Origin of the sequence: Actinoplanes sp. NBRC 101535 (assembly GCF_030269225.1) — a bacterium.
In the GTDB taxonomy this organism is placed as follows: Bacteria; Actinomycetota; Actinomycetes; order Mycobacteriales; family Micromonosporaceae; genus Actinoplanes; species Actinoplanes rectilineatus.
In genome coordinates this window covers 373931-399591 of the sequence record NZ_BSSY01000008.1, presented here as the reverse complement: position 1 = coordinate 399591, position 25661 = coordinate 373931, and the positions used below count along the sequence as shown (strand labels likewise).

General features: G+C 70.9%; 22 protein-coding genes and 1 pseudogene. 14 read left to right on the top strand and 9 right to left on the bottom strand.

Annotated elements, in window-relative coordinates; translation table 11 throughout:
• Positions 1-54: 54 nt before the first annotated feature.
• Positions 55-1257: an HAD-IA family hydrolase gene (locus QSK32_RS24090; protein ID WP_285473248.1), complete on the bottom strand. Its 1203-nt coding sequence runs from the start codon at positions 1255-1257 to the stop codon at positions 55-57.
• 123 nt (positions 1258-1380) lie between these two features.
• Here QSK32_RS24090 and QSK32_RS24085 point away from each other — a divergent pair, with 123 nt between their 5' ends.
• The 3 genes from QSK32_RS24085 to QSK32_RS24075 all read left to right on the top strand — a co-directional run bounded on the left by QSK32_RS24085 (position 1381) and on the right by QSK32_RS24075 (position 4718).
• A complete protein-coding gene (locus QSK32_RS24085) occupies positions 1381-2760 on the top strand; it encodes an FGGY family carbohydrate kinase (RefSeq protein WP_245673893.1) in 1380 nt (459 codons plus the stop codon).
• Entirely contained in the window at positions 2757-3653 is an 897-nt protein-coding gene (locus QSK32_RS24080; RefSeq protein ID WP_285473247.1) for a tagatose-bisphosphate aldolase, read from the top strand. Before QSK32_RS24085 ends, QSK32_RS24080 begins: the two co-directional genes overlap by 4 nt.
• 69 nt (positions 3654-3722) lie before the next feature.
• Complete coding sequence (locus QSK32_RS24075; RefSeq protein WP_285473246.1) at positions 3723-4718, top strand: LacI family DNA-binding transcriptional regulator; 996 nt, start codon at positions 3723-3725, stop codon at positions 4716-4718.
• Positions 4719-4979: 261 nt separating this feature from the next.
• Here QSK32_RS24075 and QSK32_RS24070 read toward each other — a convergent pair whose 3' ends face one another.
• Positions 4980-6224: an FAD-dependent monooxygenase gene (locus QSK32_RS24070; RefSeq protein ID WP_285473245.1), complete on the bottom strand. Its 1245-nt coding sequence runs from the start codon at positions 6222-6224 to the stop codon at positions 4980-4982.
• A 41-nt stretch (positions 6225-6265) separates the two neighbouring features.
• Between QSK32_RS24070 and QSK32_RS24065 the strand changes: the two genes are divergently transcribed.
• The 3 genes from QSK32_RS24065 (at position 6266) to QSK32_RS24055 (ending at position 9357) form a co-directional block, all read left to right on the top strand.
• Entirely contained in the window at positions 6266-6844 is a 579-nt protein-coding gene (locus QSK32_RS24065) for a TetR/AcrR family transcriptional regulator C-terminal domain-containing protein (RefSeq protein WP_285473244.1), read from the top strand.
• 697 nt (positions 6845-7541) lie between these two features.
• Entirely contained in the window at positions 7542-8075 is a 534-nt protein-coding gene (locus QSK32_RS24060) for a hypothetical protein (protein ID WP_285473243.1), read from the top strand.
• 535 nt (positions 8076-8610) lie between these two features.
• Positions 8611-9357, top strand: a complete 747-nt coding sequence (locus QSK32_RS24055) for a hypothetical protein (protein ID WP_285473242.1) — start codon at positions 8611-8613, stop codon at positions 9355-9357.
• Between the two features lie 212 nt (positions 9358-9569).
• Here QSK32_RS24055 and QSK32_RS24050 read toward each other — a convergent pair whose 3' ends face one another.
• Genes QSK32_RS24050 through QSK32_RS24040 form a run of 3 tightly spaced genes read right to left on the bottom strand, consistent with a single transcriptional unit; the run spans position 9570 to position 12457 of the window.
• The gene (locus QSK32_RS24050) at positions 9570-10604 is read right to left on the bottom strand and encodes an ABC transporter substrate-binding protein (protein WP_285473241.1); all 1035 of its coding nucleotides are present in this window, start codon (positions 10602-10604) and stop codon (positions 9570-9572) included.
• A 12-nt stretch (positions 10605-10616) separates the two neighbouring features.
• Positions 10617-11675: an ABC transporter permease gene (locus QSK32_RS24045; protein WP_045741690.1), complete on the bottom strand. Its 1059-nt coding sequence runs from the start codon at positions 11673-11675 to the stop codon at positions 10617-10619.
• A 5-nt stretch (positions 11676-11680) separates the two neighbouring features.
• A complete protein-coding gene (locus QSK32_RS24040) occupies positions 11681-12457 on the bottom strand; it encodes an ATP-binding cassette domain-containing protein (RefSeq protein ID WP_285473240.1) in 777 nt (258 codons plus the stop codon).
• 398 nt (positions 12458-12855) lie between these two features.
• On the opposite strand from QSK32_RS24040, the gene QSK32_RS24035 reads away from it, so the two are divergent.
• The 8 genes and pseudogenes from QSK32_RS24035 to QSK32_RS24000 all read left to right on the top strand — a co-directional run bounded on the left by QSK32_RS24035 (position 12856) and on the right by QSK32_RS24000 (position 20671).
• Positions 12856-14031: an FIST signal transduction protein gene (locus QSK32_RS24035; RefSeq protein ID WP_045741627.1), complete on the top strand. Its 1176-nt coding sequence runs from the start codon at positions 12856-12858 to the stop codon at positions 14029-14031.
• Between the two features lie 74 nt (positions 14032-14105).
• On the top strand, positions 14106-15524 hold the full coding sequence (locus QSK32_RS24030) for a GGDEF domain-containing protein (protein ID WP_285473239.1): 1419 nt from the start codon (positions 14106-14108) through the stop codon (positions 15522-15524).
• A gap of 72 nt (positions 15525-15596) precedes the next feature.
• Entirely contained in the window at positions 15597-16103 is a 507-nt protein-coding gene (locus tag QSK32_RS24025) for a ribbon-helix-helix protein, CopG family (protein ID WP_045741626.1), read from the top strand.
• Between the two features lie 20 nt (positions 16104-16123).
• Entirely contained in the window at positions 16124-16981 is an 858-nt protein-coding gene (locus QSK32_RS24020; protein WP_285473238.1) for a DUF4097 family beta strand repeat-containing protein, read from the top strand.
• Positions 16978-17904, top strand: a complete 927-nt coding sequence (locus QSK32_RS24015) for a daunorubicin resistance protein DrrA family ABC transporter ATP-binding protein (RefSeq protein WP_045741624.1) — start codon at positions 16978-16980, stop codon at positions 17902-17904. Before QSK32_RS24020 ends, QSK32_RS24015 begins: the two co-directional genes overlap by 4 nt.
• Positions 17901-18674 carry an ABC transporter permease gene (locus QSK32_RS24010; RefSeq protein ID WP_285473237.1) on the top strand — a complete coding sequence of 258 codons (774 nt, stop codon included), beginning with the start codon at positions 17901-17903 and terminating at the stop codon, positions 18672-18674. Before QSK32_RS24015 ends, QSK32_RS24010 begins: the two co-directional genes overlap by 4 nt.
• Positions 18675-19018: 344 nt before the next feature.
• Entirely contained in the window at positions 19019-19798 is a 780-nt protein-coding gene (locus QSK32_RS24005) for a DUF3472 domain-containing protein (protein ID WP_285473236.1), read from the top strand.
• Between the two features lie 15 nt (positions 19799-19813).
• Positions 19814-20671: pseudogene (locus tag QSK32_RS24000) on the top strand (Vgb family protein).
• Here QSK32_RS24000 and QSK32_RS23990 read toward each other — a convergent pair.
• From QSK32_RS23990 to QSK32_RS23975, 4 genes are read right to left on the bottom strand one after another with little or no spacing between them, the layout of a single operon-like run.
• A complete protein-coding gene (locus QSK32_RS23990; RefSeq protein ID WP_285473233.1) occupies positions 20649-21476 on the bottom strand; it encodes a carbohydrate ABC transporter permease in 828 nt (275 codons plus the stop codon). The pseudogene QSK32_RS24000 and the gene QSK32_RS23990 sit on opposite strands and share 23 nt — an antisense overlap.
• Positions 21473-22348 carry a carbohydrate ABC transporter permease gene (locus tag QSK32_RS23985; RefSeq protein WP_285473232.1) on the bottom strand — a complete coding sequence of 292 codons (876 nt, stop codon included), beginning with the start codon at positions 22346-22348 and terminating at the stop codon, positions 21473-21475. Before QSK32_RS23985 ends, QSK32_RS23990 begins: the two co-directional genes overlap by 4 nt.
• A complete protein-coding gene (locus QSK32_RS23980; protein ID WP_285473231.1) occupies positions 22332-23648 on the bottom strand; it encodes an ABC transporter substrate-binding protein in 1317 nt (438 codons plus the stop codon). The genes QSK32_RS23985 and QSK32_RS23980 overlap by 17 nt, the downstream gene beginning before the upstream one ends.
• Positions 23645-25654 carry a glycoside hydrolase family 36 protein gene (locus QSK32_RS23975; protein ID WP_285473230.1) on the bottom strand — a complete coding sequence of 670 codons (2010 nt, stop codon included), beginning with the start codon at positions 25652-25654 and terminating at the stop codon, positions 23645-23647. Before QSK32_RS23975 ends, QSK32_RS23980 begins: the two co-directional genes overlap by 4 nt.
• Positions 25655-25661: the final 7 nt, after the last annotated feature.

Here is a 25661-nt window from a genome sequence, read left to right as displayed (position 1 = left end):
ACACTCCCCCGTATCAACGACCGCCGATCGACGGCCACGGCGAGAGTATCGACGTCAATAACTTCGCTCAACCCCGTTCCCGGGCCCTACGATCAGGTGGATCCGGCCGTCCCGCGAGGCGAACCGCACCCGGTCCAGACCGTCGACGACCAGGTCGGCCTCCTTGAGCTCCGCCGCTGCCGATGTGCCGGTGACCGCGAGCACCGTGCACCCGGCCGCCAGCGCGGAGCGGATCCCGGCGGCCGCGTCCTCGACGGCCAGGCAGCGGGCCGGATCCACGCCGAGGCGTTCCGCGGCCAGCAGGTAGGGCTCCGGGTCCGGTTTGCCGGTGCGGACGTCGTCGGCGGTGACCGTCACCGGCGGCGTCACCAGTCCGGCGGCCGCCATCCGGGCCCGGGCCAGCGGCGCCGAGCACGAGGTCACCACCGCGCGGCGGCTGTCCGGCAGGCTGCCGAACAGGTCCAGGGCGCCGGGCGTGGGCCGGACCGTCACCGCGTCCTCGATCTCGATCGCGGTGATCCGGGCCAGGCCCGCCTCCGCCTTGTCGGCGGGCAGCAGCAGGTCGATCAGGTGCCGGGCCGGCCGTCCGTGGTTGTCGGCGACGGCCTTCGCCGGGATGCCGTGTTCGGTGGCGAAGCGCCGCCATGACCGGAGCACCGAGGCGGTCGAGTCGGCGAGGGTGCCGTCGATGTCGAACAGGACCGCGTCGAAACCGGCCGCGAACAGCGGGTTCGGCGCCTCGACCGGGCTGCGGCGATCGAGGGCGACGAGGACGCGTAGCAGCTGCTGTTCGGTGGTGAGCTCGGCGTCCACGCTGATCACCGGGATCGACGGTGGGGTGGACGGGCCGTCCGGAGCGCGGTGCCGGTCGCGGTCGGCGCCGCGGTCGGCCCGGCGTTCGGCGAACAGGTCGGGCGCGCCGGTCAGGTGCACGACTCGCACGTCGGCGACCGTTCTCAGCCGGTTCCACGCGTCGTCCTTCTGGAGTTCGGCGGTGAACGGGGCCACCAGGACGGCCGTGCCCGCGGTGGCGACGACGTCCACGGCCACCGTGAGCAGGGCCGCGTACCGGCCGTCGCGGATCGTGGCACGGTGCGGCGACGCCAGCCAGTGCCCGCCGAGCGCCTCCGCCGGGAGGCTGTCGAGCAGCGGATTCGTCATCGTGTCGAGGTCGAGCAGGGGTGCCCCGAGGGTTTTCGCGAGGGCCCGGCCGAGCGTGGTCTTGCCGCTTCCGGCGACCCCGGCGACCGCCACCACGAGGGGTCGGACCTGTTGACAATCCGTTGCTGAGCGCCACATCATGGCTGCCATGTTACCGGTGTCATGGTCGATCGCGACACCGGTGACATGCTCGGATTCCAGCCGCTGGGGAGAACTCCTGTGACAGAACGCGCGGACACCACCGGTCGCTTGATCGCGGGCGTCGACCTCGGCAGCACCGCCATGAAGATGCTGGTCACGGATGAGTCCGGGATCGAGGTCGGCGCAGCCCAGGTCCCGACGCCGTGGCGATCGGGCCCCGGCGGCACCACCGAGATGGACGCCGCCGCCCTGCTCGCGGCGATCCGGACTCTGGTCGCCACTGCCTGTGACCGGGTCGCCCGGTCCACCGGCGCCCCGATCGAGGCGGTCGCGCTCTCCGGGATGGGCGAGACCGGCATGCTGATCGACGCCGACGGCAGCGCCGTCGCACCGGCGTTCGCCTGGTTCGACCCACGCGGCGCCGCGCAGGCCGCCGCGTTCCCGGCGACCGTCCGGGACGAGTTCGCCGGGCGCACGGGTCTGCCGCTGGGCGCGCAGGTCAGCGTGGCGAAACTGGCGTACCTGCGGGACCAGGGACTGCGGCTCGACGGGTTGCGCTGGCTCAACCTGCCCGAGTTCGTCGCCGCCGCGCTCGGCGGGCGGACCGCCGTGGAGTACTCACTGACCTCCCGGACCGGGCTGATCGACCAGGACACCGGCGAGCCGTGGACGGCGATGCTGACCGAGCTCGGCGTCCGGGAGTCCTTCCTGCCCCCCTTGCTCGACGCCGGCGCGCCGTTCGGTGTCACCGGTGACATGGTCCCGGCGAACCTGGCCGGCGCCCTGCTCACCGTCGCCGGGCACGACCACCTGGTCGCCGCCGAGGCCACCGGCGGGCTGCCCGCCGACCACTACCACGTCTCGCTCGGCACCGCCGAGGTGCTGCTCCGGGTGATCGACGAGCCGCTGGGCTACGAGGCCCGCCGCCGCCTCGCCGAACACCTGATCAACGAGGTACGCCACGTCGTCCCCGGCAAACACGTGCTCGTCGCCGGGGTCAAGACCGGGCTCCTGCTGCGCCGGGCCCTGCAGGCCGCCGGGATCAGCGACCGGACCGGCCGTGACGGGCTCGACCTGGCCGTCATGCGGCTGCCGTACGAGGGCGCCCTGCCCGCCGACGCCATCGACGTCTCCGGAGCCCGCAACGACGACGGCGTCCTGAAACTCACCTACCACACCGACGGTGTCACCCCGGCCGAGGTCTTCGGGGCTGTGCTGCGGCACAGCAACGACGAGATCGGCCGGCTCATCCGGGCCATGGACCGGGAGTTGCCGCCCGCGGTCACCTCGACGCTCACCGGCGGCTGGGCCGGCATGGCCGCGGTCCGCCGCGCCCGCGCCCACGCCCTGCCCGCGATGACGGTGTCGTCCCGCGAACAGGAGACCGCGTACGGGGCCACCCGCGCGGCCGTCCGATTGCTCAGCACCATCCCACCGAAGATTGGAACCGCCCCGTGAACCCGCTGACCACCATCGAACGCCGTGGCATGTCCGCCATCTCCACCCCCGGCGGCAAGATGCTGATCGTCGCCGCCGACCAGCGCAACGGCATGAAGGCCGCGATGAAGGACGCCCCCGGCGGCGCCGCGGCGATCAGCAAGGCCGAACTGGCCGAGGCGAAGGCCGACCTGCTGCGCTACCTGGCGAACAACGCCCCCGCCATCCTGCTCGACCCGGAGGTGGCGCTGCCGGGCGTCGTCGACGACGGGGTCCTCGCCCGCGGCACGTCCCTGGTCGTCGGCCTGGACGCGTCCGGCTTCGAGACGGTCGACGGCCTGCGCTACACCGGTCTCGTCCCCGGGGTGACCGCGAAGACCGTCCGCGAGCTGGGCGGCGACGTCGCCAAGATGCTCTGGTACACCCGCCCGGACCGGCAGGACGTCACCTCCCGGGTCGCCGACGAGATGCGCAGCCTGATCAAGGAGTGCACCGACGAGGGTGTGCTGCTCATCGTCGAGCTCCTCACGTACCAGCTGGAGGGCGAGACCGACGAGGACTACGCGGCGAAGTTCGCCGGCCTGGTCGCGGACGGCGCGAAACTGGCCGTCGAGTGCGGCGCGAAGGTCCTGAAACTGCAGTACCCCGGCTCGGCCGAGGGCTGCGCCGCGGTCACCGCCGCCGCGAACGGCGTCCCGTGGGCGGTGCTGTCCGCCGGCGTCGACCACGAGACCTTCCTGGGCCAGGTCGCCACCGCGATGGCCGGCGGCGCCGGCGGGGCGATGGCCGGACGCTCACTCTGGAAGGACAGCCTGTCCATCTCCCCGGACCTGCGCAGGGACTACCTCACCAACCGCGCCCTGCCCCGCCTGCGGGAACTGGCCGACGTGGTGGACGGCGCCAACCGACCCTGACAGCGGACCGGGCCGCCGCGGCATCTCCGATATGCTGCGGCGGCCCGGGTACGGACATGCGGAGGTGACATGGCAACGATGCGGGACGTCGCTGCCCGTGCCGGGGTGAGCGCCAAAACGGTCTCCCGGGTCTTCAACGGCGACCCTCACGTGCTCCCGGAGACCCGTTCCCACGTGGAACAGGTGATGCGCGAGCTCAACTACGTGCCGAACATCCTCGCCACCACGTTCCGCTCCGGCAACTCGTCGGCCATCGGTGTCGCCGTCCCCGACGTCGTCGACCCGTACTTCGCCGCCATCGCCGGCGCGGTCGACGACGCCGCCCGCGACCACGGCGTGGCCACCCTGCTCACCAACCTGAGCGACGACCCGGCACGGGAACGCGGCATCCTCGAGTCCCTGCTGAGCCGCCGCCTCGCCGGCCTGGTGGTGGCGCCCACCGGCACCGACCACTCGTGGCTGAAACGGTGGAAGGACAGCACCCCGATGGTCTTCGTCGACCGGGCCCCGATCGGCCTGTCCGCGGACACCTTCACCGACAACGACGAGGCCGGCGGCTACCTCGGCACCCGTCACCTGATCGATCACGGGCACCGCCGGATCGCGTACGTCGGCGACCAGGTCCACCTCTCCACCGAGGTCAACCGCCTGGCCGGTTACCGCCGCGCCCTCACCGAAGCCGGCATCGACCTGGACGACGCCCTGGTCGCGGCCTACGTGAGCGACCGGGACACCGCCGCCGCCGCACTGCACCGCATTCGAGGCCTGCCCGACCCGCCCACCGCGATCTTCTCGGCCAACGCGCGCAGTTCCATGCTTCTGGCGTACGCGAAAGCGCCCGCAACCGTGGCCATCGTGGGTTTCGGCGACTTCCCGATGGCCGACCTGCTCACCCCGGCTTTGACCGTCATCGACCAGGACCCCGGTCAGCTGGGCCGTCTCGCCGTCGAACGCGTCTTCGAACGCGCCGAACACCCGAAACGCCGCCTGCGCCGCACCACCATCCTCGACGTGACCTTGATCGAACGCGACTCCTGCAAGGTCACCCCGCCCGGCCACGGATAGCACCCGGTCGATATATCTGTCAGCATGCGAATCCCGTCCGCGTGGTGAGCAGTGGACCGTGGTGACAGGTGCGCTGTCACCACACGCAGTAGGGCGTGGTGAATTGAGGCGCGCTGGACGCCCGAAATCACCACACGCAGCAGGGCGTGGTGAATTGAGGCGCGCTGGACGCCCGAAATCACCACACGCAGCAGGGCGTGGTGAATTGAGGCGCGCTGGGCGTGTGGTCGGCCGCGCGGAGGAGTCCGCAAGGTTCGTCGATCAGGCGGCGGCCAGATGCCCGTCCGGCCGGACCAGACCGGCCGGGGTGGGCACGAACCCGCCGTCGCGGAGCCGGGCAAAGAGCGTGCCGCCCTCCGGTAGTTCCTGGTCGGGCACGCGCGGTCCGGTGGCGTAGGAGGCCGCGAGCCCGGACAGCCGCTCCGCGAGCCGCCGGGAGAAGTCCGGCGCGGTCGTGATCATCTCGCTCAGCACACGGCGCAGCGCCTGGCCGTCGGGAGAGTAGGCGGTCATCAGCGCGGTCTGTGCCCGCGTGTGTTCCAGCAGTTCCGCGCCGACCGGCCACCGCTCCTCGTGATAGCTGTCCAGCAGCGCGTCCGGCGCCCGCCCACCCGCCACGGCAGCGAGCTTCCAGCCGAGGTTGTGCGCGTCGGCGATGCCCACGTTCATGCCGACGCCACCGGCCGGGAAGTGCATGTGCGCCGCGTCGCCGGCCACGAACACGTTTCCGCGCCGATACGTCGCGGCCTGCCGGGCGGCGTTGCCGAAGCGGGACAGCCAGTCCGGGTCGCGCATGCCGAAGTCGGATCCGGCGATCCGGACGACGGTCGCGCGGACCTCGTCCAGCGTCGGCGCGCCACCACCGGTCGCCGTCGCGTCCGCGCCGACGAGCCGGTGCCGCCCGCCCGGCATCGGCACCACCATCAGCCCGCCGTGTTCGCCGGTCAGCGTGAGCAATCCGCCGGCCGGAGGCGCGTCCAGCACGACGTCCGCGAGCCAGCCCCAGGTCGTCGCGTCCGTGCCGGGGAAGTCGATGCCGGCCGCCTCGCGGATCGTGCTGCGGGTGCCGTCACAGCCCACGACATATCGTCCCTCGACTGTCGAACCGTCCTCGAGGAGCACTCCGCCCGGCGCCAGCCCGGCCACCCGTACCCCGCGCCGGACATCCGCCCCCAGCTCCCGGGCCCGCTCCTCCAGCAGTTCCTCCGTGCGTGCCTGCACCAGGATCAGCGTGAAGGGGAAACGCGTCTCCAGCAGCGAGAAGTCCAGCCGGTCCGGGAGCGAGGCGAAATGCCCGTTCGGCACGCGCAGCCCTTCGGCGAGGAACCGGTCCGCGAGCCCGCGCGAGTCCAGGATCTCCAGCGTGCGCGGGTGCACGGTCAGCGCTTTCGAGTGTCGGTCCGGCGCGTCCCGGCCTTCCAGCACGGTGACCGTGGCCCCGCCCAGCCGCAGCTCTCCGGCCAGCCACAGCCCGGTCGGCCCGGCACCCACGATGACGACGTCCATGTCTCCTCCTTGGTCAGTGACCAAGAGACTAGACTAGGTCAGTGACCAAGAGTCAAGAGGATGTCGTACGCACCGCACTCGAGGTGCTCCACGACGAGGGCGCGTCCGGCGTCTCGATGCGCGCGATCGCGGCCCGGCTCGGCGTCCGGATGAACACCGTCGTCTGGCACGCCAAGTCCAAGGCCCGCCTCGAGGAGCTGATGGCCGACGCGATCGTGGCGGGCGTACGCCTCGACGATCTCCCGCAGCCGGGCCGGGACCGCGCCGCCGAGATCGCCGCCCGCTACCGCCGCGCACTGCTCGCCCACCGGGACGGCGCGACCGTGGTCGCCGGCACCTACGCGGCCGAGCCCGCCACACTCGACGTGGCCGAGGCGCTGGCGACCGCACTGCTCGACGCCGGCCTGCCCGCACGCGAGGCCGCATGGACCCTGTGGGCGATCATCTACTTCGTCCTCGGCCTGGTCCAGGAGGAGCAGGCACTCCCGGCCCGCACCACGCCCGCGTTCGACCCCGGCGACCGCCCCGCGCTACGGCGCCTGATCCCCTCACTCGCCGAGGACTCGTTCGACGCCCGTTTCACCCACGGCCTCGACCGCCTGCTCAGCCCGCCCGCTTGACCGGCCGGGCAGTGCCTGCAGGCCCTCGCCGATGGCGAGCATGGTGCCCGGAGCGGCTTGCCCGGAGCGGCGTCGACTCCGGAGATCCGGATCGCGTACGACGACGGCGGCCCACGCCAGATCCTGCATCTACGCCGCCGCAATCGACTCGGCACGGATCGGCTGGGCCTGACCGCGTCGACATCACGAAATCGGCAACACCCCCGACGGCGGCGGTCGGCGCACCGCCGGTCGCGCCCAGGGCGGACTCAACCGCACCGCCGCCGAAACCCCTACCGACGACTCGGCATCACTTCTGAGCTGTGATATCCGCCGGCACGGCGACGGCTGTCCCTGCGTCTCGGGCGGCGTGTCAGCGTGCCTGAGGGTGCAGCTGCCCGGCGAATGGTCAGGAATGACGTTGCGGCCGTCACCGCAAGGAGCCCTCCGCTGATCAGGAAGCCCGGACCCGGGCCGAGCGACTCGGCGACGACCGGCACGCATTGATTCTTGAGCATCGATCGATCACCACCTAGATTGATGTGCGGCGATGTCCATTGTGGAACGGATGCGCTCAAGGAACGGGGGTTCCATGAGAACAGGCACGGCAAGAAGACTGGCTGCGGGTGCCGCAGCGGCGGCCCTGGCGGCCGGCACACTACTGTCGGCGGCACCGGCCACGGCAGCACCGGACGAAACCGGACAGGAAAACCGCGGGATGCGCCTGACCGCTTTCGACGCACGGGTCGCAGAGGCTCACGGCTACCGGATCGTCATCCTTCCGGACGGCGCTACCGCCTCGGTGCCGGCGTCCCTCGCCGCGGCCGCGGAATCCGGCACCTACGTCCCGACGAGCGGCGTCATCCCCGCCGAACCCGCCGAGGGCGACATGTCGACGTCGGACTACGGCGCGGCGGATGGCGACTGCGGGATGTCCTGGGTCTCCCTGGAGGCCCGCGGCGGCTCCAAGGCGACCCTGCTCACCGGCATGGCTCTGCGGCCTGACGCCGGCGATCCGTGGGACGTGCACTGGAACGTGAACATCAGCGACCCGGGCGGCTCCTCCACCCAGAGCTACAGCGAGGGCCAGGGCACATCCGGCTTGCTGACCTGGACGGCGTACGCGCGCATCCTCGGCCTGACCAAGGGGTACGCCTTCGCCACCGTGGTCTGGTACAGCAGCTACACGGTGACCGACAACGGCTGGGTCTGCTGGTCGGCAGGCCCGACCACGTCCGAGAAGATCACCTGATCACCCCCGCGGACCGGGCTCTCGCCCGGTCCGCGGTATCGGCCGGTCCACGGGGTCGGTCAGGGCCGGTATCGACGTTATGCCCGCCCGAAGGCGGATTCGGCTCAGGCGGTGTGCGGTCGGACGGCGGTTGAGCTATGCGCGGCCCGTCCCCCGCGGCGACGGCTGCCGGGTTACGGTTTCCATCGACGTCGACCTGTCGCCGCCTGCTGCGGATTCGGCGGGTTCTTCGGGGCTTTCGGGGCTGGAAATGTTCGACCGGCTTGGCAGGGCTCGAACGGGAGGTGACGGGATGGCGTTCGGACCGGCCGCGGGTGGGGACAGGCAGGCTGGGCTTCGGGACGAGCTGGCGCGGCGGGAGCTTCCGGTTCTCGTTCTGGCGCAGGCTGTCGACAGCGCGCGGCTCGCCGGTACGGAACGCTTCGACGGGGTGCCTACCTGCGTTCGGGTGCGGCATGACGGGCCGGACGGCTGGCTTGTGGTGGAGAGTGCGCGATGGGCGGGCACCCGAGTTTCGTCCGGCTCGCTGCGCGAGATGATCGAACATCATATGAGGCTTTCCGGGGTACGGTTCGCGGACTTCGCCTGGTCCGAGGAGCCTGCGACGCTGGTCGTCGACGGTCGTGAACTGTCCGGGCGCCGGGTGCGCGCCGGCGCCGACTGGTGGGCTACCCGGGTCACCGACGGCGAGCTGGAGATCAGCGCGGTGGCCTTCTGCTGGGCGGAAGGGATCACTCTTCGATCCCTGGCCGGGGAACTGCCGGCACCGTACTCGAGAAAACGAACACCTACGTCCACCACTGAACCACCTGCCGGAGAGCCGAGCGGACAGCCTTCCGGAGAAGACGGCGGACAGGCTTCCGGGGAACCGTACCGGGCACTGGTCGACGCTGCCCTGCGGACCTCGCTGCGGCAGGCGGAATGGCTGGCCGAGGGCGGGCCGGTGCCGGAGCTGCCTGCGGACTGGCGACGGCTCTGGCAAGCGACGGTCGATCGTCAGGCCGGACTGGCGGACCAGTCCCCCGAGTCTGCGCGGCGGGCGGTGCAGAGCATGCTGGGCCAGCTCACCGCGCTGCAACGGGAGGCGACCTGGTTCCGCACCGACGCGGCGTTGCGGGAGCGGGCGATCACAGAGACTCTGCTGTACGGCTCCGGACTGACCGAGTCGGTGCCGAGCCGGGCCGCCCAGGAGGCGTGGACCCGCTGCGAGCCGTCGGACAGCCCCGACACACGGAACCACTGGATCGACCACTGGCACGCCTGGACCCTGGAACATCCCTGAACCGGTTGGGCGCAACCACTCACGCAGGTCGCCCGGTGGGCCGAGTGGTTTGGACGCGGAGCGGCCAGCTCGGGCCGGCGGGCCCTCGGCGGGAGCGACGGTCTGTACCCACCACCTCGCTACGACATCGGTCTTATGATCTTGATCTTTTTCGGGCACGGCGAAGCCGGACGACTGTTCGTCGCCCGGCCTCCCCCCGTTGAAATGCCCGATCAGCAGGTGCTCTGGTAGGCCGCCTTCGCGCCTTCGGTGGCCAGGTTGTCCTTCGTGATGGTGCTGAAGCCGGTCTGGACCTTGGGGTTGACCGTGCTGCCGTCCAGGGCCGCGACCGCCGAGTCCACGCCGTAGGCGCCGATCGTGCCGGGCTGCTGCGCGACCAGGGCGTTGACCGTGCCCTCCTCGAGGGCCTTGATCTGGTTGGGGCCCGCGTCGAAGCCGACGATCTTGACGCTTCCGGTCTTGCCGGCCTGGCGGACGCCGGTCGCGGTGCCCTCGGCGGTGAAGAGGTTCGCGGCGAAGACGCCCACGATGTCGGGGTCCTTCTGCAGGGCGGCGCTGATCAGGTTGGCGGCGGTGGCAGCGTCGTTGTGCGAGTACTGGACGGGCAGGTAGGTGAACTTCGCGTCGGCCTCGGCGGCGTCCTTGAAACCCTTGACGCGGGCGTCGGCGGTGGAGATGCCCGGGTCGGTGGACATCACCATGACCTTGCCGCCGTTCGGGTTCAGCTGCTTGATCGCGTCGAAGGCGGCCGCGCCGCCGCCCTCGTTGTCGGAGGCGATCGCGGCGGCGGCGTAGGACGGGTCCTCGGTGCTGGTGTCGACCAGGACGACCTTGATGCCGGCGGCGGCCGCGGCCTTCAACGGGGCCTGCATCGCGGTGACGTCGGTGGGGGCGATCAGGATCGCGTCCGGCTCGGCGGCGACGATCGAGTCGAGGATCGGCTTCTGCAGGGTCGGGTCGAACTTCTGCGGGCCCTGCGTGGTCAGGGTGACGCCCAGCTTCGCGGCTTCGGCCTGCGCACCGCACTGCATGCTGATGTAGAACTCGTCGCCGGCCACGCCCTGGATGAACTGGACGGTGTAGTTCTTCTTCGCCTTGTCCGGGACGACCGCTGCCGTGGCGGCGGGGGCGTTCGGGTCGGCTGCGGTGTTACTGGCGACGTTCTCGGCCGGCTTCGAGCTGGTGCAGGCGGAGAGACCGGTGACGAGGGCGAGACCGGCGGCGGTGACCGCGGCGAACTTCTTCATGAGGGGGGTCCTTTATCTGCGCGTGAGGAAGGAGAGGAGCGGCTTGCGGGCCGAGCCGCGGAGCATCGCGGCGCGGCGGGACTGGTCCACGTAGACCGCGGCGACCAGCACGGACCCGACGGCGACGCCCTGCCAGAAGGACTCGACACCGATGATCACGAAGCCGGCCTGGAGGACCGCGGGGATGAACAGGCCGATGACGGTCCCGAAGATGGAACCCTCACCGCCGAAGATCGAGGTGCCGCCGATGACGACGGCCGCGATGACGTTCAGGTTGGTGAGCGACTGCCCGGCGATCGTGGTGGTGCCGAACTGTGCGAGGGCCAGCACCGCACCGAGTCCGGCCATCGCGCCGGACAGCGCGTACACCAGGATCAGGTGCCGGTCGACGTTGATGCCGACCCGCCGGGCGCCGAGCTCGTTGGAGCCGACCGCATAGGTGTAACGCCCGAACCTGGTCTTGTGCAGGAGGATCCCGCCGAGGACCACCACGATCAGGGCGACGAACGGCAGCGCCGGAATGCCCAGGACCTTGACGTAGATGTTGAAGTCGGTGAGCACCTCGGGCACCGATCGGATGTCGATGCCACCGGTGACGACCTGCGCCAGACCGAGGGCCACGGACAACGATCCGAGCGTCACGATCAGCGCCGGGATCTTCGCCTTGGCGATCAGAAAACCATTCAGAAGCCCCCACAGTACGCCGGAAGCCAGCGCGGCCAGGACACCGGCGAACGCCGTCGACCAGCCGTCGCCGCCGACCGCCTGCATGGTCTTGGCAGCGATCACGGAGGAGAAGACGAGCACCGAACCGACCGACAGGTCGATGCCGGACGTGATGATCACGAAGGTCATGCCGACGCCGAGCACCGCCCACACCGCGATGTTCTGGGCGATCAGCGAGAAGTTGCCGGCCGACAGGAACTTGTCACCCGCCGCGGCCGAGAACGCGACGATGATGACGAGCAGCACCCCCAGGATCCACACCTGCTGCATGTTCGCCAGCCGCTTGAGGACCGGCTCCGGCGCCGGGTCGCCGGTCACGGTCTTCGGGTTCGCCGGGGTCGTCATGACGCTCACGCGGGGCCTTCCTTGCCGGTGTTCGCATGGTCCAGGGCGCCGGTCATCGCGCCGACCAGCTGCTCCACGGTCGTGCCGGCGGCCGGCAGGGTGGCGACCCGGGTACCGAGGCGCATCACCTGCACCCGGTCGGCGACCTCCAGCACGTGCGGCATCGAGTGCGAGATCAGCACCACGGCGATGCCCTTGTCCCGGACCCGCTTGATGGTGTCCAGCACGTTGCGGGTCTGCACCACGCCCAGCGCCGCGGTCGGCTCGTCCAGGAAGACGACCTTGCTGGCCCAGCTGATCGCCCGGACGATCGCGATCTGCTGCCGCTGACCGCCGGACATCGCGCCGACCTGCGCGGTCAGGGAACGGACAGTGCCGCCGAGCTCCCGGAAGCCCTCTTCGGCGCGTACCCGCATCGTCTTGTCGTCCATGAAGCCCAGCCGGCCGAGCAGCCCGCGGCGCGGGATCTCCCGGCCGAGGAACATGTTCTGCACCGGGTTGAGGTGTGGGGCCAGCGCCAGATCCTGGTAGACGACCTCCATGCCCATCGCGGACGCCTGCTGCGGGGAGGTGACGGCGACCGGGCGGCCGTCGAAGAGGAGTTCGCCCTCGTCCAGGTCGAGGTTCCCGGTGAGCGCCTTGACCAGCGTCGACTTTCCGGCGCCGTTGTCACCGATCAACGCGACCACCTCGCCGGCGTGGATGTCGAACGAGGCGTCGGTGAGCGCGCGGACGTGTCCGAAACTTCGGCAGAGGCCGCGCGCCTCGAGAAGGGGTGCCATATGACTGTCACCTTCCGGTGTGGGGGGCTGAGCAGGTCGCGGGGTGGATCGGGGGGTTATGGCGACCTTCGTTCCTGATGAGCGATCCAGGGCCGGTATCGAAGTGGGGCGACCGTCACGCGAACCCCTCTCCTGGCCTGTGAGCAGAGCCACTTGTTAACTCGGCTGAAACGCACAGTAAGCCATGTCCCCGGTGCGTGTCACCGGTGTCATGGCAATTTCTTCGAGCGGATGTCATCGGTGACATAGCCGGGTGGGATGGGTATCCTCCGCAGGAAGCGCCGATGTCGGTGCTGCTCAGCGCGGGTGCCGGGGTTCGGAACCCTTCACCCGGGGGCGACAGCGGCCGATAGGGAGCGGGGGAAGCGGACACGGCGCGAGGGAGCGGGCACGGCGCGATGACAGACGACCTCGGCCGCGGCAGCAGCCTCGCCACCGACCCGGGCGAGGCCGGTGAGCAGTGCGTCCGCAAGGCCATCGGCGGCCGGACACCGTCCGCGGCCGATCTGGTCGTCGTCTTCCCCAGCATCGACTACGACCCGCACACTTTCTTCGCCGCCGCGGCCCGCGCCGCCGGTGACGCCCAGGTGATCGGGTGCAGCTCGTTCGCCGGGTTCACCGACGCCGACACCGTCGACGGCGGGGCGGTCGCGCTCTACCTGCCGGCCGCCGACCTCACCTTCGGCGTCGCCGTCACCGACCGGATCAGCGACGACCTGTACGCCGCCGCCCGCGACGCCGCCGAGACCGCGCGGGAACGGGCCGGTGGCGACGCCGACCACTCGGTGCTGATGATGCTCACCGACGGCCTGGCCGGGGACCAGCGTGAGGTGGTGCGCGGCGCGTACGCGGTGACCGGCGCAACCGTCCCCCTGGTCGGCGGTACCGCCAGCGAGAGGATCTCGATGGTGGTCACCTACCAGTTCGGTGCGGGACGGGTGATGTCGAACGGACTGGTCGCCGTCTGGATCAACTCGCCGCGCCCGCTCGGAGTGGGCGTGGCGCACGGCTGGCACCCGATCGGCACCCCGATGGTGGTGACCCGGGCCGACGGCAACATCATCCTCGAGCTCGACGGGCGGCCGGCCGTCGACGCGTACCTCGGGCAGCGGGGTTCGGACATCACCGCGGCGACGATGGAACGGCTGTGGGAGACGCCGTTCGCGCAGGCGGCACTGGGCCATCCGCTGGGGTTGGCGACCGCGTCCGGCGGGTTCGAGGTGCGGCATGTGCTGGGGGCCCGGCCGGACCGGAGCCTGGTCATGTTCGCGCACGTCAGTGACCAGTCGGTGATGCAGGTGATGGCCGGTGAGCCGCGGGATCTGCTGGAGGCGGCGGCGCGGGCGGCTGCGGATGCGGCCGGCCAGCTGGTCGCGCCGTCGCGGGGCGGCCTGGTCTTCAGCTGCGCGGCCCGGGTGGAGCCGCTCGGCGAGGACGTGCCGCGGGAGGCCGCGGCGATCGGGTCCGGCCTGGGCGGGATGCCGCTGGCCGGGTTCTTCACGTACGGGGAGTTCGCCCGGGTCACCGGGTCGACCGGCTTCCACAACGCCACCGTGGTGGCCCTGGCGCTATGACCCGCACACACAGCGAGCAGCCATGACCCGCACACACAGCGAGCAGCCATGACCCGCACACACAGCGAGCAGCCATGACCCGCACTCACGTCGAGCAGGAACTCGAGGAGGTGGTCCGGCTCCGCGCCGAGCTGGCCGAGTCGCGGGTCACGTCGGTACGGGCACTGGCCCGGGCCACCCGTCTCGCCCGCCTGATCAGTGCGCTGGGGCAGCTCGTCGACGTCGACGACGTGTACGACCGTGCCGTCAGCGAGGTCGCCGATCTGTTCGGCGCCGACGTGGCGATAGTGCTGACTCCCGATGACGAATCGAGGAGAGTCAGGCTTGCCGCCCAGTGGGGTATCGCCGCTCGCCACCTACCCCCGGGCACCTGTGACCCACCGGAGCATCCGGCCCGGTTGACCGCGGAGAACCCGGTCACCGCCGGCCCGGCCGGCGACTTCACCATCCCGGACTGGCTGGCTCCCAGCGGTCCGCGGCACGTCGCCTGGGGCCTGCTCACCGTCCGCGACGAGCATCTCGGCCACCTGCTGCTGGTTCGCCGGGCGGACACCCCGTTCGACGCCGCCGAGGTGCAGGAACTGGCCGCCGTGGTGAGCCGGATCTCGCTCGCCGCCGACAACGGCCTGCTCTACCACCGGACCCAGGAGCAGCTGCGCCGGTCCCGGCTGCTGCACCGGCTGACCGCGGACCTGGCCCGGCTCCTGGACGTGGACGAGGTGGTGCGGCGCGTCATCAAGACCCTGATCGAGTACGTGCCGGTGGCGTCCGCCGCGGTCTACCTGACCGGCGGTCGTCCCGTACCCGAGAAGTTGCCGGAGGGAACCGAGCGGCTGGCCCTCGGCCATGACGACACCGAGGTCGGGACGCTGCTGGTGACGGGTGCGCCCGCCCCGGACAGCGATGCCCGGCTGTTCCTCGACCATCTGGTCGATGTCAGCGCGCTGGTCCTGGAGAAGGCGCTGTTCCTGGAGCGGATGCGCACCCAGGCGGAGACCGACGCGCTGACCGGGTTGCCGAACCGGGCACTCTTCCGGCAGCGGCTCGCCACGGCGGTGGCCCGGTGCGAGCCCCGCGGCGCGCCGCTGACCGTGATGTTCGTCGACCTGGACGGTTTCAAGGCGGTCAACGACACGCACGGCCACGACGCCGGTGACCAGCTGCTGATCGCGGTGGCCGGACGCCTGGCCGAGGCGTCCGGCCTGACCGCGTTGTGTGCACGGCTGGGCGGCGACGAGTTCGTGGTGCTGTGGGAGGGCGGCGTTCCGGCGGGGGTGCTGGACCGCATCCAGCGCGCCCTGGACGAGCCGTTCACCGTGGAGACGCCGGACGGGCCGGTGACCGTGACGGCCGGCGGCAGCCTCGGGCTCGGCACCGCCGCGAGCAGCGGTTACGACGCGGAGGCGGTTCTGCGCGAGGCCGACACCGGCATGTACGCGGCCAAACAGCACCGCCGTGCCCGTCCGGCGACCGGGGCCGGCTTCCGCGCCTGACGTGCCGGGCGGGCGCGGCCCGATGTCCGACAGTTTCTTGCGGTGGTGCCATTATGGTGCCACAGTGATGCCATGGACTTGACGTCGTACGTGAACAACCTCGGACGCGAGTTCGCCACACTGGCCGGCGCCGGCGGCGAGGAGGCCCGCGCCCTGGCCGAGCGGCTGAGTGGCGCGCTCGAGTCGGCGATCCGGCTGACCCTGCTGGAGACGCTGACGGCGGCCACCGACGAGATCACCCGGGAGATGGCGCCCGGGTCGGTGGAGGTGCGGCTGCGTGGCCGTGACCCGGACTTCGTGGTGACCGCGGCACCCGCCGAGCCGGATGGTGCCACCGTGGCACCGACCGGCACCACGCCGGACACCGTCGAGGACGGTCCGGCCGCCCGGATCAATGTGCGGATGCCCGAACAGCTCAAGGCGGCGATCGAGGAGGCCGCCGCCCGGGAGGGCCGCTCGGTCAACGCCTGGCTGGTCCGGGCGGCCGCGGCGGCGCTGCAGCCGACCGACCGGGTGCCACCCCGCGAGGCCAGCGGTGCGAAACGTGCCAAGCAAGGCTTCACCGGCTGGGTCCGCTGACCTCGACAAGGAGACCAACCATGCCCACATTCGAGACCCCCGCCCCCATCAAGGTCACCGTCGAGATCGCCAACGGCAGCATCCGGATCGCCGCCGGCGACCGGCTGGACACCGTCGTCGACGTCCGCCCCGGCAATGCCGACGACAGGTCCGACATCGAGGCGGCGGCCCAGATCAGCGTCGACTACATCGACGGTGAGCTGCGTGTCGCCGGCCCCCGGCGGATGCTCGACTTCGCCCGCAAGAGCAGGTCCGTGCACGTCTCGATCGAGGTGCCGTCCGGTTCCCGGGTGGCCGCCGACACCTGGGCCGGGGACATCCGCTGCGCCGGCCCACTCGGCGACTGCCGGCTCAAGACCGGCTACGGCACGGTCCAGACCGGACAGACCGGCTCGGCGAACCTGCAGACCGCCTTCGGTCACATCACCGCCGAGCACATCGCGGGCGACGCCGAACTCGCCACCGGCAGCGGCGACATCGAGGCCGACCGGATCCAGGGGGCCGCCGGCGTCAAGAACTCCAACGGCGGCACCGTGATCGGCACGGTCGGCGGCGCCGTCCGGGTCCGGTCCGCCAACGGCGCCATCACGATCGGCCGGGCCGGGGGCGCCGTCGACGCGAAGACGTCCAACGGCGCGATCCGGGTCGGCGAGGTGGTGGCCGGCACCGCCGTGCTCACCACCGCCTCCGGTGACCTGGACATCGGCATCGCCGAGGGCACCGCCGCCTGGCTCGACGTGCACACCGCGTACGGCCAGGTGCACACCCGGCTGGACAGCGCCGCCCGGCCGGAGGACACCGACGAGACCGCCGAGGTGCGGGCCCGCACCTCGGCCGGTGACATCACCATCCATCGTTCCGCGGGGAGAACCTCATGACGATCACCGCCACCGGTCTGCGCAAGTCGTTCGGCGACCATCTCGTCCTGGACGGCATCACCCTCGACGTGCCACGCGGGACGGTGTTCTCGCTGCTCGGCGCGAACGGCGCCGGCAAGACCACCACCGTGCGGATCCTGTCCACACTGCTGGCCGCCGACGCTGGCACGGTCCGGGTCGCCGGGCACGACCTGGTCCGCGAACCGGACGCGGTCCGCGCCGCGATCGGTGTCACCGGCCAGTTCTCCGCCGTCGACCGGCTGCTCACCGGCTTCGAGAACCTGATGCTGATGGCCGACCTGCACCACCTGCGCCGCGCCGACGGCCGGCGACGGGCCGCCGAACTGCTCGACCGGTTCGGCCTGACCGACGCGGCCGGCAAGCCGGTGTCCACCTACTCCGGGGGCATGCTGCGCCGGATCGACCTGGCGATGACCCTGGTCGGCAGCCCACAGGTGATCTTCCTGGACGAGCCGACCACCGGTCTCGACCCGCGCAGCCGGCGCGACATGTGGAGAATCGTCCGGGACCTGGTGGCCGGGGGCGTGACCGTCCTGCTGACCACGCAATACCTGGCGGAGGCCGACGAACTGGCCGACCGGATCGCCGTCCTGGACGGAGGACGGATCGTCGCCGAGGGGTCCCCGGAGGAGCTGAAACGGCGGATCCCCGGCGGCCACGTCCGGCTGCGGTTCGCCGACCCGCGGGGGCGGGACGCCGCTTCGGGCGTACTCGAGGAGAGTTTTGCGGAGAGTGACCCTCTGGCGCTGCGCGTGCCCAGCGACGGCAGCCTCCCGGCGCTGCGCGCCCTGATCGGACGACTCGACGACCACCACGTCGACGTCGACGAGTTGTCCGTGCACACCCCCGATCTCGACGACGTCTTCCTGGCCCTGACCCACGGAAAGGCACACACGCGATGACGACGATGAGCCTGGCCGCCCGCGACTCGAGAACGATGCTGCGGCGCAACCTGAAACGGATGATCCGCTACCCTTCGATGACCGTCGTGCTCATCGGGATGCCGGTGGTCTTCCTGCTGCTGTTCGTCTACGTGTTCGGCGGCACCATGGGCGCCGGGCTGGGCGGCGGGCGCGGCGACTACATCGACTACGTGACCCCGGCGATCCTGCTGATGACGGTGATGTCCGCGGTCCAGGGCACCGCGATCTCGGTGGCGATGGACATGACCGAGGGCATCATCACCCGGTTCCGCACCATGCACATCGCCCGCGTCTCGGTGCTGACCGGGCACGTCCTGGGCAGCATGATCCAGGCGGCGCTCGCGGTCGTCGCGGTGCTCGCGGTGGCGCTGCTGGTCGGGTTCCAGCCGGACGCCGGGCCGCTCGGCTGGCTGGCGTTCGCCGGTTTCCTGGCCGCGGTGACCTTCGCGTTCGTCTGGCTGTGCGTCGGCATCGGCCTGGCCAGCGGTTCGGTGGAGACGGCGAGCAACGCACCGATGCCGCTGATCCTGCTGCCCTTCCTCGGCAGCGGTTTCGCCCCCACCGACTCGATGCCGGCGGCGGTGCGCTGGTTCGCCGAGTACCAGCCGTTCACCCCGATCATCGAGACGCTGCGCGGCCTGCTGATGGACCGGCCGCTCGGCAACGACCCGTGGATCGCGCTGGCCTGGTGCGCGGTGGTCGCCCTGACCGGATACCTGTGGTCGAAGCGCCGGTTCACCCGGTCATAGGTGCGCCGAACCGCGCCGAACCGTGATCCAGCAGATAGCCCGTGGACGGCAGCTCTCCGACGCCCGGGCCGCGAACCACACCCCGCAGAAATACCGGGCCGTCGCCGACAGCTGGAACCCGGTCGGCTGACCCGCTCGGGGCGACGGCGCGAACTCCCGAGCCGTCGCCCACCGCGGCCACCCCGGCAGGCGAACGGTCCGACGACACATCGCCCGTTCGGTCAACGCCCTGCGCGGTCGCACCTCACCGGCGTCAGTCCCGCTTCAGGGTGGTTCCGGACGACGGCGTTCCGCGGCACCTTGGGTTCTCGACGTAACCTCTCCGAGGAAGCAGGGCCGACGACATGCTCAGGAGAATCAGTCGCTGGCTGGCCGGGACGGCTGTGGCGACCACCGCACTCGTCGCCGTCAGTGCCGCGCCGGCGCAGGCGGTCCAGCACCAGAACGCCAACATCGCGGCTCGATGGAACTTCAACGGGGCGACCGGCTTCTGGAACATCGACCAGCGGGTCCAGGTCACGCGGAAGGCCAGGAACTCGTACTGGGCCATGCAGTGGGGTTTCACCTCCACGCCGAACGAGGCCGGCTACATGGGACTGCAGACCGACGCGCGGCGCCCGAACGGCAGCACCGGCGATCTGGCGATCTTCTCGTTGTGGAACGCCACCAACGCCCGGGGCAGCAGCTGCGGGCGTTTCGGCGGTGAGGGCACGGGGTGGAGCTGCCGGTTGCCCTACACGATCGACGTGCGGACCGACTACCGGTATCGCGTGTGGCGGCTGGAGGCCGACGGCGGCGGCCAGTGGTGGGGCGCCTGGGTCCTCAACGTCCGGACCGGCGTCGAACAGCAGATCGGCGCGATCCGCGTGGCCGGCGGCAAAAACCTGATGACGCCGCCGCTGAACTTCAGTGAGTATTGGGGTGACGCCGTCAGCTGCGACGCTGTGCCCCGGTCGGTGGCCGTTTTCACCCAGCCCGCCGCGAACCAGCAGCGGCCCGGCGTCTACCAGCACGGATCACGCTTCGCCGGTTCGACCAGGGGCGCCTGCACCGGGGGCGACGTCCACGTCGTCGATCTCGGCTGGACCAGAGCCGCCCAGACCACGCTGGGCGGTCCCCGCTGATCAAGGAGGCGACCGATGCCCGCACGTGAAGTGACGCTGCCATCGGGCTACACCCCCTATGCGGTGGCCGGTGACCTGTGGACGACGATCCTGAACCCGCCGGGACTGCTGATGGTGCTGCCCACCGAGAGGTTCGAACCCCTCGAGGGCACCCCGATGCTGCTGGCCGTCGCCACCGACGGCGCGCTCTGGTGCACCCGCACCGACGATCGGCTGGTCCGCCGGGACACCGGTGGCGACTACACGGTGATCGAGCTGGAGCAGGGCTCGGCGCCGTACGGGATCGCCGCCGCGCCCGACGGCGGTGTCTGGTTCACCGCGCCGGGCCGGAACCGGATCGGCCGGGCCACCGCGACGGGCGGCCTGACCCTGTTCGACCTGCCGGTCCCGGAGGCCCGGGCGGCGATGCTCACCGTCGACGCCGACGGCCGGCCGTGGACGGCGCTCAACGGCGCCGACGCCCTCGCCTGTCTGGACGACGGCACGATGCGTCTCGTCGAGCTTCCGGGCGGACGGGCCCCGGCCGCCCCGGTCGGCATCGCCGCGGCCGCGGGCGGCGACCAGGGCGTCTGGTACGCCGACATCGCCGGCGGTTGCGTGGGGCTCGTGGACCCGTCGCACACCGTCCGGCAGATCGTCTTCGAGGATCCCGGCTGCTGACCGCACGCCGTCGCCGCCGACCGTGACGGCGGCTGCTGGGTGACGTTGTGGGGTTCCGGTCAACTGGCCCGGGTCACGTCCGGCGGCGACGTCACCCTGCACGACCTGCCGGGCCGGGAGCCGCACGGCCTGTGGGTGGGCGACTCCCTCGTCTGGGTCGCGATGGAGAGCGGTTCGCTGGTGGCCGTGCCTACTTCACCGCCCCGCTCGTGATGCCCGAGATGATCTTCCGTTGGGCGACCGCGAAAACCACGATCAACGGCAGGCTCATCATGATCACGTACGCGAAGATCAGGTGCCAGTTGTTCAGATAGAGGCCCGCGCTGGCGACGCGGAACAGGTTCAGTGGCAACGTGTCCAGCCGCCCGCCCACCACGAAGAACGCGTAGAACACGTCGTTCCACACGTACAGGCAGATCAGGATCGTCGCCGTCGCCAGGACCGGCCGCAGCAACGGCAGCACCACCCGCAGGAACACCCGGACCGGGCCCGCCCCGTCGATCTGTGCCGCCTCCTCCAGCGACGGCGGGATCGTCCGCACGAAGCCGGTCACGAAGAAGATCACCGTCGACAGGTAGATGCCCATGTAGACGCCGATCATGCCGGTCGCCGTTCCGGCCAGTCCGAGCTGGCGCAGCAGCAGGACCAGGGTGACCACGGCCGGCGGCAGCACGATGCCGCTGATGCCGACGGCATACAGCACCGCGGCGGTCCGGCCGCTGCGCCGGGCGAGGATCCACGCCGCCATCGACCCCAGGACCAGCACACCCACCACGGCCGGCGCCACCACCAGCACGCTGCCGAGGAACGCCGCCGGGATGCGCCCCTCGGTCCACACCGTGCCGAGGTTCTCCAGCAGGCGCCAGTCCGAAGGCGGGGTGAGGTCCGGAGTCAGCGCCTCCCCCCGGGACTTGCCGGCGGTGACCACCACCAACCACAGCGGGATACCGATCACGACGGCGACCAGCAGGGTCGTGACGACGGGCTGGATCCGAGTCCAGATCCGCGAGTCGCTCATACGATCTCCTCACGTTTGCGCAGGAGCCGGATGACCGGGAAGGCCAGCAGCGCCACCATCAGGAACAGGATCAGGCTCATCGTGGTCGCCTGGGCGAACAGTCCCTGGCCGAACGTGCGGTAGATGAAGATGTTGAGGATCTCGGTGGTCCGCGCCGGCCCACCGCCGGTGGTGGCCTGCACGATGTCGAACCCGTTCATCGAGCCGAGCAGTGCCGTCGCCACGTTGAAAGTGATCGCCGGGGCGAGCAGCGGGAACCGGATGCGCCAGAACAGTCTCCAGCGGGAGGCGCCGTCGATGCGGGCCGCCTCGGTCAGCTCCAGCGGCACGGTCTTCAGCCCGGCCAGGTAGATCAGCATCGACAGCCCCATCCACTTCCACGCGTGGATCACCGCGACCGTCAGGATCGTCCAGTCCGGATCGGCCAGCCAGGCGTAGTCGATGCCCAGCAGCGTGTTGACGCTTCCGGTCGGCTTCAGCAGGGCCTGAAACACATAGCCGACCGCCAATGCCGACATCAGCACCGGGACCAGCATCAGCACCCGGGCGATCCGGTTCACCGTGGTGTCGCGTTCGAGAAGGACGGCGAGCAGGAATCCGAAGACGTTCTGCAGGATCGCGACCAGCACGGCGTACACCAGGGTGATGCGCAGGGCGCGCAGCAGCGTGCCGTCGGCGATCAGGTCCTGGAAGTTCTCGGTCCCGACGGGTCTGATCTCGGCGTGGAAACTGGACCAGTCGGTGAACGCGTAGACGAAGTTGAAGACCGTCGGCAGGAAGAAGAAGACCAGCAGGATCGCGAAGGCCGGCGCCAGGAACCAGAGCGGATGGGTGTGCCGGCCCCGGTCGAAAGCCTTAGAACCCCGGGACACCGGCGGCCTTGGCGAGCTGCTCGAACTGCGTCTGGGTCGCCGCCGCCACCTCGTCCGGCGTCATCGTTCCCGTGATCATGTCGGCGAGGTTGATGTACAGATCGGGATTCGCCGCCGCCGATGCCTGCATGGATCCGACCGCGGTGCCCAGCGATGCGTGCACGTCCTTCAGCGCCTGCGGCACACCGTCGGGCGTCGGCACCGAGGGCTCCAGCGAGATGGTCTTCCGGTCCGCGACGAAGGACGGATAACCCGGGCCCATCCAGTACGCGAGAAGCTGCCGTGCCGCCGCCTCCCGTTTCGCGTCCCCGGTCCGGAACGCGACGAGCGCGTTGGACTGGTCCGGGATGAAGGTTCCCACGTTGCCGGTCGGTGAGATCGGGAAGAAGCCGACCTTCGCGTCCAGTGCGGCGGTGTCCGCGCTCGCCTGCAGCTGGCCGAAGAACGAGTTGACCTGCACGACCATCGCCGCCTTGCCGTCCAGCAGCGCCCGGCCCTGGTCGGCGAACGTGGCCGTCTTGATGTCGCTGTTGAACAGACCCTCGTCGATCAGCGCCTTGTATTTCTTGATGGCGTCGACGACAACCGGGCTGCTGAACGTCTCCTGCTTGGTGTTGACCTTCTCCCAGAACCCGTCCTTGGCGGCGTCGGCCAACTGCACCTGCACCCACCACTGGGTGGCCCACCGGTCGGCCGCCATCTCGTGGAACGGCGTCACGCCCTTGGCCTTCAGCTGCCGGGCGACCGTCACCATCTCGTCGAAGTTCTTCGGGGTGGTGGTGATGCCGCCCGCCGCGAAGACCTCCTTGTTGTAATAGACGCCTTCGACCGCCGGACTGGTTACCAGCGCGGCGTATCTGGTGTCGTCGAGAATCCCGGTGATGTCCTTGAGCTCCGGGGCCAGCTGCGGCAGCCAGGGCACGTCGGTCAGCGGCTGCAGGTTGTTCTTCGCATTGAGGGCGGTCAGCATCGACGCGGTCGGCTGCCAGAACGCCAGATCGGGTTTGTCGCCGGTCGCCACCCGGGTCTGCACGCCCTGTTCGTAGGGGTCCGGAATGGTGACCACCTCGACCGTCGCACCGGTGGCGGCCTGGAAATCGGCGATCACCTTCGCCGGCACGGTGTTGCTGTTCTGCGCCGCCCAGAGGGTGAGTGTGACGCCGTCGAGTCTGCCGGCCGGATCCGCCCAGGTGGCCGGCCCGGTCGTGGTGGTGGCGCCGCCGGAACCGGGATCGGTGCAGCCGGCGACGACGAGAGAGGCGGCAAGGACGAGGACTGTTCTGCGGGAGAGAGCCGTCACGACGTTCCCTTCTGAGAATCGATACGGATCAGCCGGGCCGCGAGAGGAGCCGCGCCGGTGTGGGTGATGGTGAGTTGTCGGGCCGCCGTGTCGAGGTCGAGGTCGAACGGCGGCAACGAGGCCGGATAGAGGGTGTCGACGGCCAGGTGGTCCCCGGTCAGGTGGGGGAGGTCCAGCCGGGCGGTCCCCCGGCCGTCCCGGAACCACACCCAGAGGTAGGTGGTTCCACCAGCCACCAGACCGAGGGCGATGACCGGATCGGACCATCCGGGAAGGCCCAGCGGCCAGACCGGCACGGCGCGCGCCAGGTCGTGCCGGATCTCCCGGAACACCGTGACGCCGGAGCGGACCAGGTCACGGTGACCGGAGCTCATCCGGTCCAGGTGGCCGGAGAGGTAGAGCCGCCCGGGCAGGCCGGTGCAGAGCGCGACCGCGATCTCCTCGTCGGACATGCCGGGCTGCGGGTACGCCCAGTTCGCCGCCTGCTCCGGCAGGATCGACAGTGGCGCGGCGGCGGCGATCGGCGGGTAGTGGGCGAGGTCCTGCTGGTCGCTGGTGGACTGCAGGTTGAGCCGGGACAGCATCGCGTAGTCCATGCGCATCGCTCCGGACGCGCAGTTCTCCAGGATGAGTCCCGGATGCCGGTCGAGCAGGGCGTCCAGCCAGGCCAGGTGCGCCCGGTTGTGGGCCAGCAGTCCGGCGCCGGGGCTGTCGGCGTCCAGGTCGGTGCCCGCCCCGGGGTCGATGTTGTAGTCGAGCTTGAAGTAGCCGACGCCGTACTCGGTGACGAGACGGTCGACGGTCTCGTCGAGGTGGGCGATCGCGGCCGGGTGGCGCAGGTCCAGGTGGTAGCGGTCGTGCTCGACGACGCGGACACCCCGGCGTTGCAGGAACGCCTCGGGTGGCAGCTTGCCGGCGAGCGGGCTGCGCACGCCGATCACCTCGGGTTCGAGCCACAGGCCGGGCACCATGCCGTGCCGGCGGATGTGGTCGAGCACCACCTCGAGGCCGCCGGGGAACCGGGTGCGGGACGGCTCCCACGCGCCGACGCTGTCCCACCACCGGCCGTCCTCGTCGTACCAGCCGGCGTCCACGCAGAACACCTCGGCGCCGGTGTCGGCCGCGGCGTCGATCAGGGGCAGCAGTGCGGCCGTGGTCGGGTCGCCCATCAGCGTGTTCATGTAGTCGTTGAAGATCACCGGAAGGGCGGCGCGTTCGGGATGCGTACGCCGCAGGGCCCGGCGATGTGCGCTGAGTGCGGCCACCGCGCCGTGCAGTCCGTCGCCGGAGACCGCGAGGGAGACCGGCACGCTGGTGAAGCTCTCCCCCGGCCGCAGCACCTGCTGCCACTGGTGATCGATGTCGGTCGGGCCGGAGAGCGACACGTATGCCCCGCCGAGCCGTTCGCCGACCTCCCAGCGCCAGGGTCCGTTGTGTTCGACCTGCCAGAGCCAGGTGTCGCCGCTCTGCCGGTCGATCAGCGCGCCGGTCGGCAGGGTCTGCCCGGTGGACCAGGTGCCGGTGCTGATCGCGGCGTGCCGTCCGCGGCCGTCCTGCCCGTGGGCCGGCAGGGCGATGTCCGGGACGCCCTGCTCGCGCAGGGGCCGGCGCTGCCAGCGGCCCTCGCCGAGCCACTCGCTGTCGCCGCGCAGCAGGTCGAGGCGGTCGGCGGGGATGTCGACGGCGACCGCGAGCGAACTGACCGCGAGCAGGGTGAGCGGCGCCTCGCCGGTGTTGGTGACCGTCGTGGTGGCCTGGACGGCGGGGACGCCGCCGGTGGAGCGCAGCAGCACGGTGACGGCCAGCCCGTCGTCGGTCAGGTGCAGTCGCCGCTCCTGCCAGTCGCCGTCGCTGGTCTGTTCGGTATCGGTCAGGGTGAGACGGCGGCCGATGGCGGTCCCGGCCAGGCGGTGCGAGGCGCGGGCCCGGCCACTGCCGGGCGTGAGGATCTCCACGCTCAGCGAGACCGGCGTGCCGACCACTTCGACCTGCAGATTCGCATGCATCGCGCCC

Bases quoted from the DNA above. Each gene is read 5' to 3' on its own strand.
- QSK32_RS24075 (WP_285473246.1), top strand. From the start codon at position 3,723: ATGGCAACGATGCGGGACGTCGCTGCCCGTGCCGGGGTGAGCGCCAAA.
- QSK32_RS24070 (WP_285473245.1), bottom strand. From the start codon at position 6,224: ATGGACGTCGTCATCGTGGGTGCCGGGCCGACCGGGCTGTGGCTGGCC.
- QSK32_RS24060 (WP_285473243.1), top strand. From the start codon at position 7,542: ATGCGCCTGACCGCTTTCGACGCACGGGTCGCAGAGGCTCACGGCTAC.
- QSK32_RS24055 (WP_285473242.1), top strand. From the start codon at position 8,611: ATGATCGAACATCATATGAGGCTTTCCGGGGTACGGTTCGCGGACTTC.
- QSK32_RS24050 (WP_285473241.1), bottom strand. From the start codon at position 10,604: ATGAAGAAGTTCGCCGCGGTCACCGCCGCCGGTCTCGCCCTCGTCACC.
- QSK32_RS24045 (WP_045741690.1), bottom strand. From the start codon at position 11,675: ATGACGACCCCGGCGAACCCGAAGACCGTGACCGGCGACCCGGCGCCG.
- QSK32_RS24040 (WP_285473240.1), bottom strand. From the start codon at position 12,457: ATGGCACCCCTTCTCGAGGCGCGCGGCCTCTGCCGAAGTTTCGGACAC.
- QSK32_RS24035 (WP_045741627.1), top strand. From the start codon at position 12,856: ATGACAGACGACCTCGGCCGCGGCAGCAGCCTCGCCACCGACCCGGGC.
- QSK32_RS24030 (WP_285473239.1), top strand. From the start codon at position 14,106: ATGACCCGCACTCACGTCGAGCAGGAACTCGAGGAGGTGGTCCGGCTC.
- QSK32_RS24025 (WP_045741626.1), top strand. From the start codon at position 15,597: ATGGACTTGACGTCGTACGTGAACAACCTCGGACGCGAGTTCGCCACA.
- QSK32_RS24020 (WP_285473238.1), top strand. From the start codon at position 16,124: ATGCCCACATTCGAGACCCCCGCCCCCATCAAGGTCACCGTCGAGATC.
- QSK32_RS24015 (WP_045741624.1), top strand. From the start codon at position 16,978: ATGACGATCACCGCCACCGGTCTGCGCAAGTCGTTCGGCGACCATCTC.
- QSK32_RS24010 (WP_285473237.1), top strand. From the start codon at position 17,901: ATGACGACGATGAGCCTGGCCGCCCGCGACTCGAGAACGATGCTGCGG.
- QSK32_RS24005 (WP_285473236.1), top strand. From the start codon at position 19,019: ATGCTCAGGAGAATCAGTCGCTGGCTGGCCGGGACGGCTGTGGCGACC.
- QSK32_RS23990 (WP_285473233.1), bottom strand. From the start codon at position 21,476: ATGAGCGACTCGCGGATCTGGACTCGGATCCAGCCCGTCGTCACGACC.
- QSK32_RS23975 (WP_285473230.1), bottom strand. From the start codon at position 25,654: ATGCATGCGAATCTGCAGGTCGAAGTGGTCGGCACGCCGGTCTCGCTG.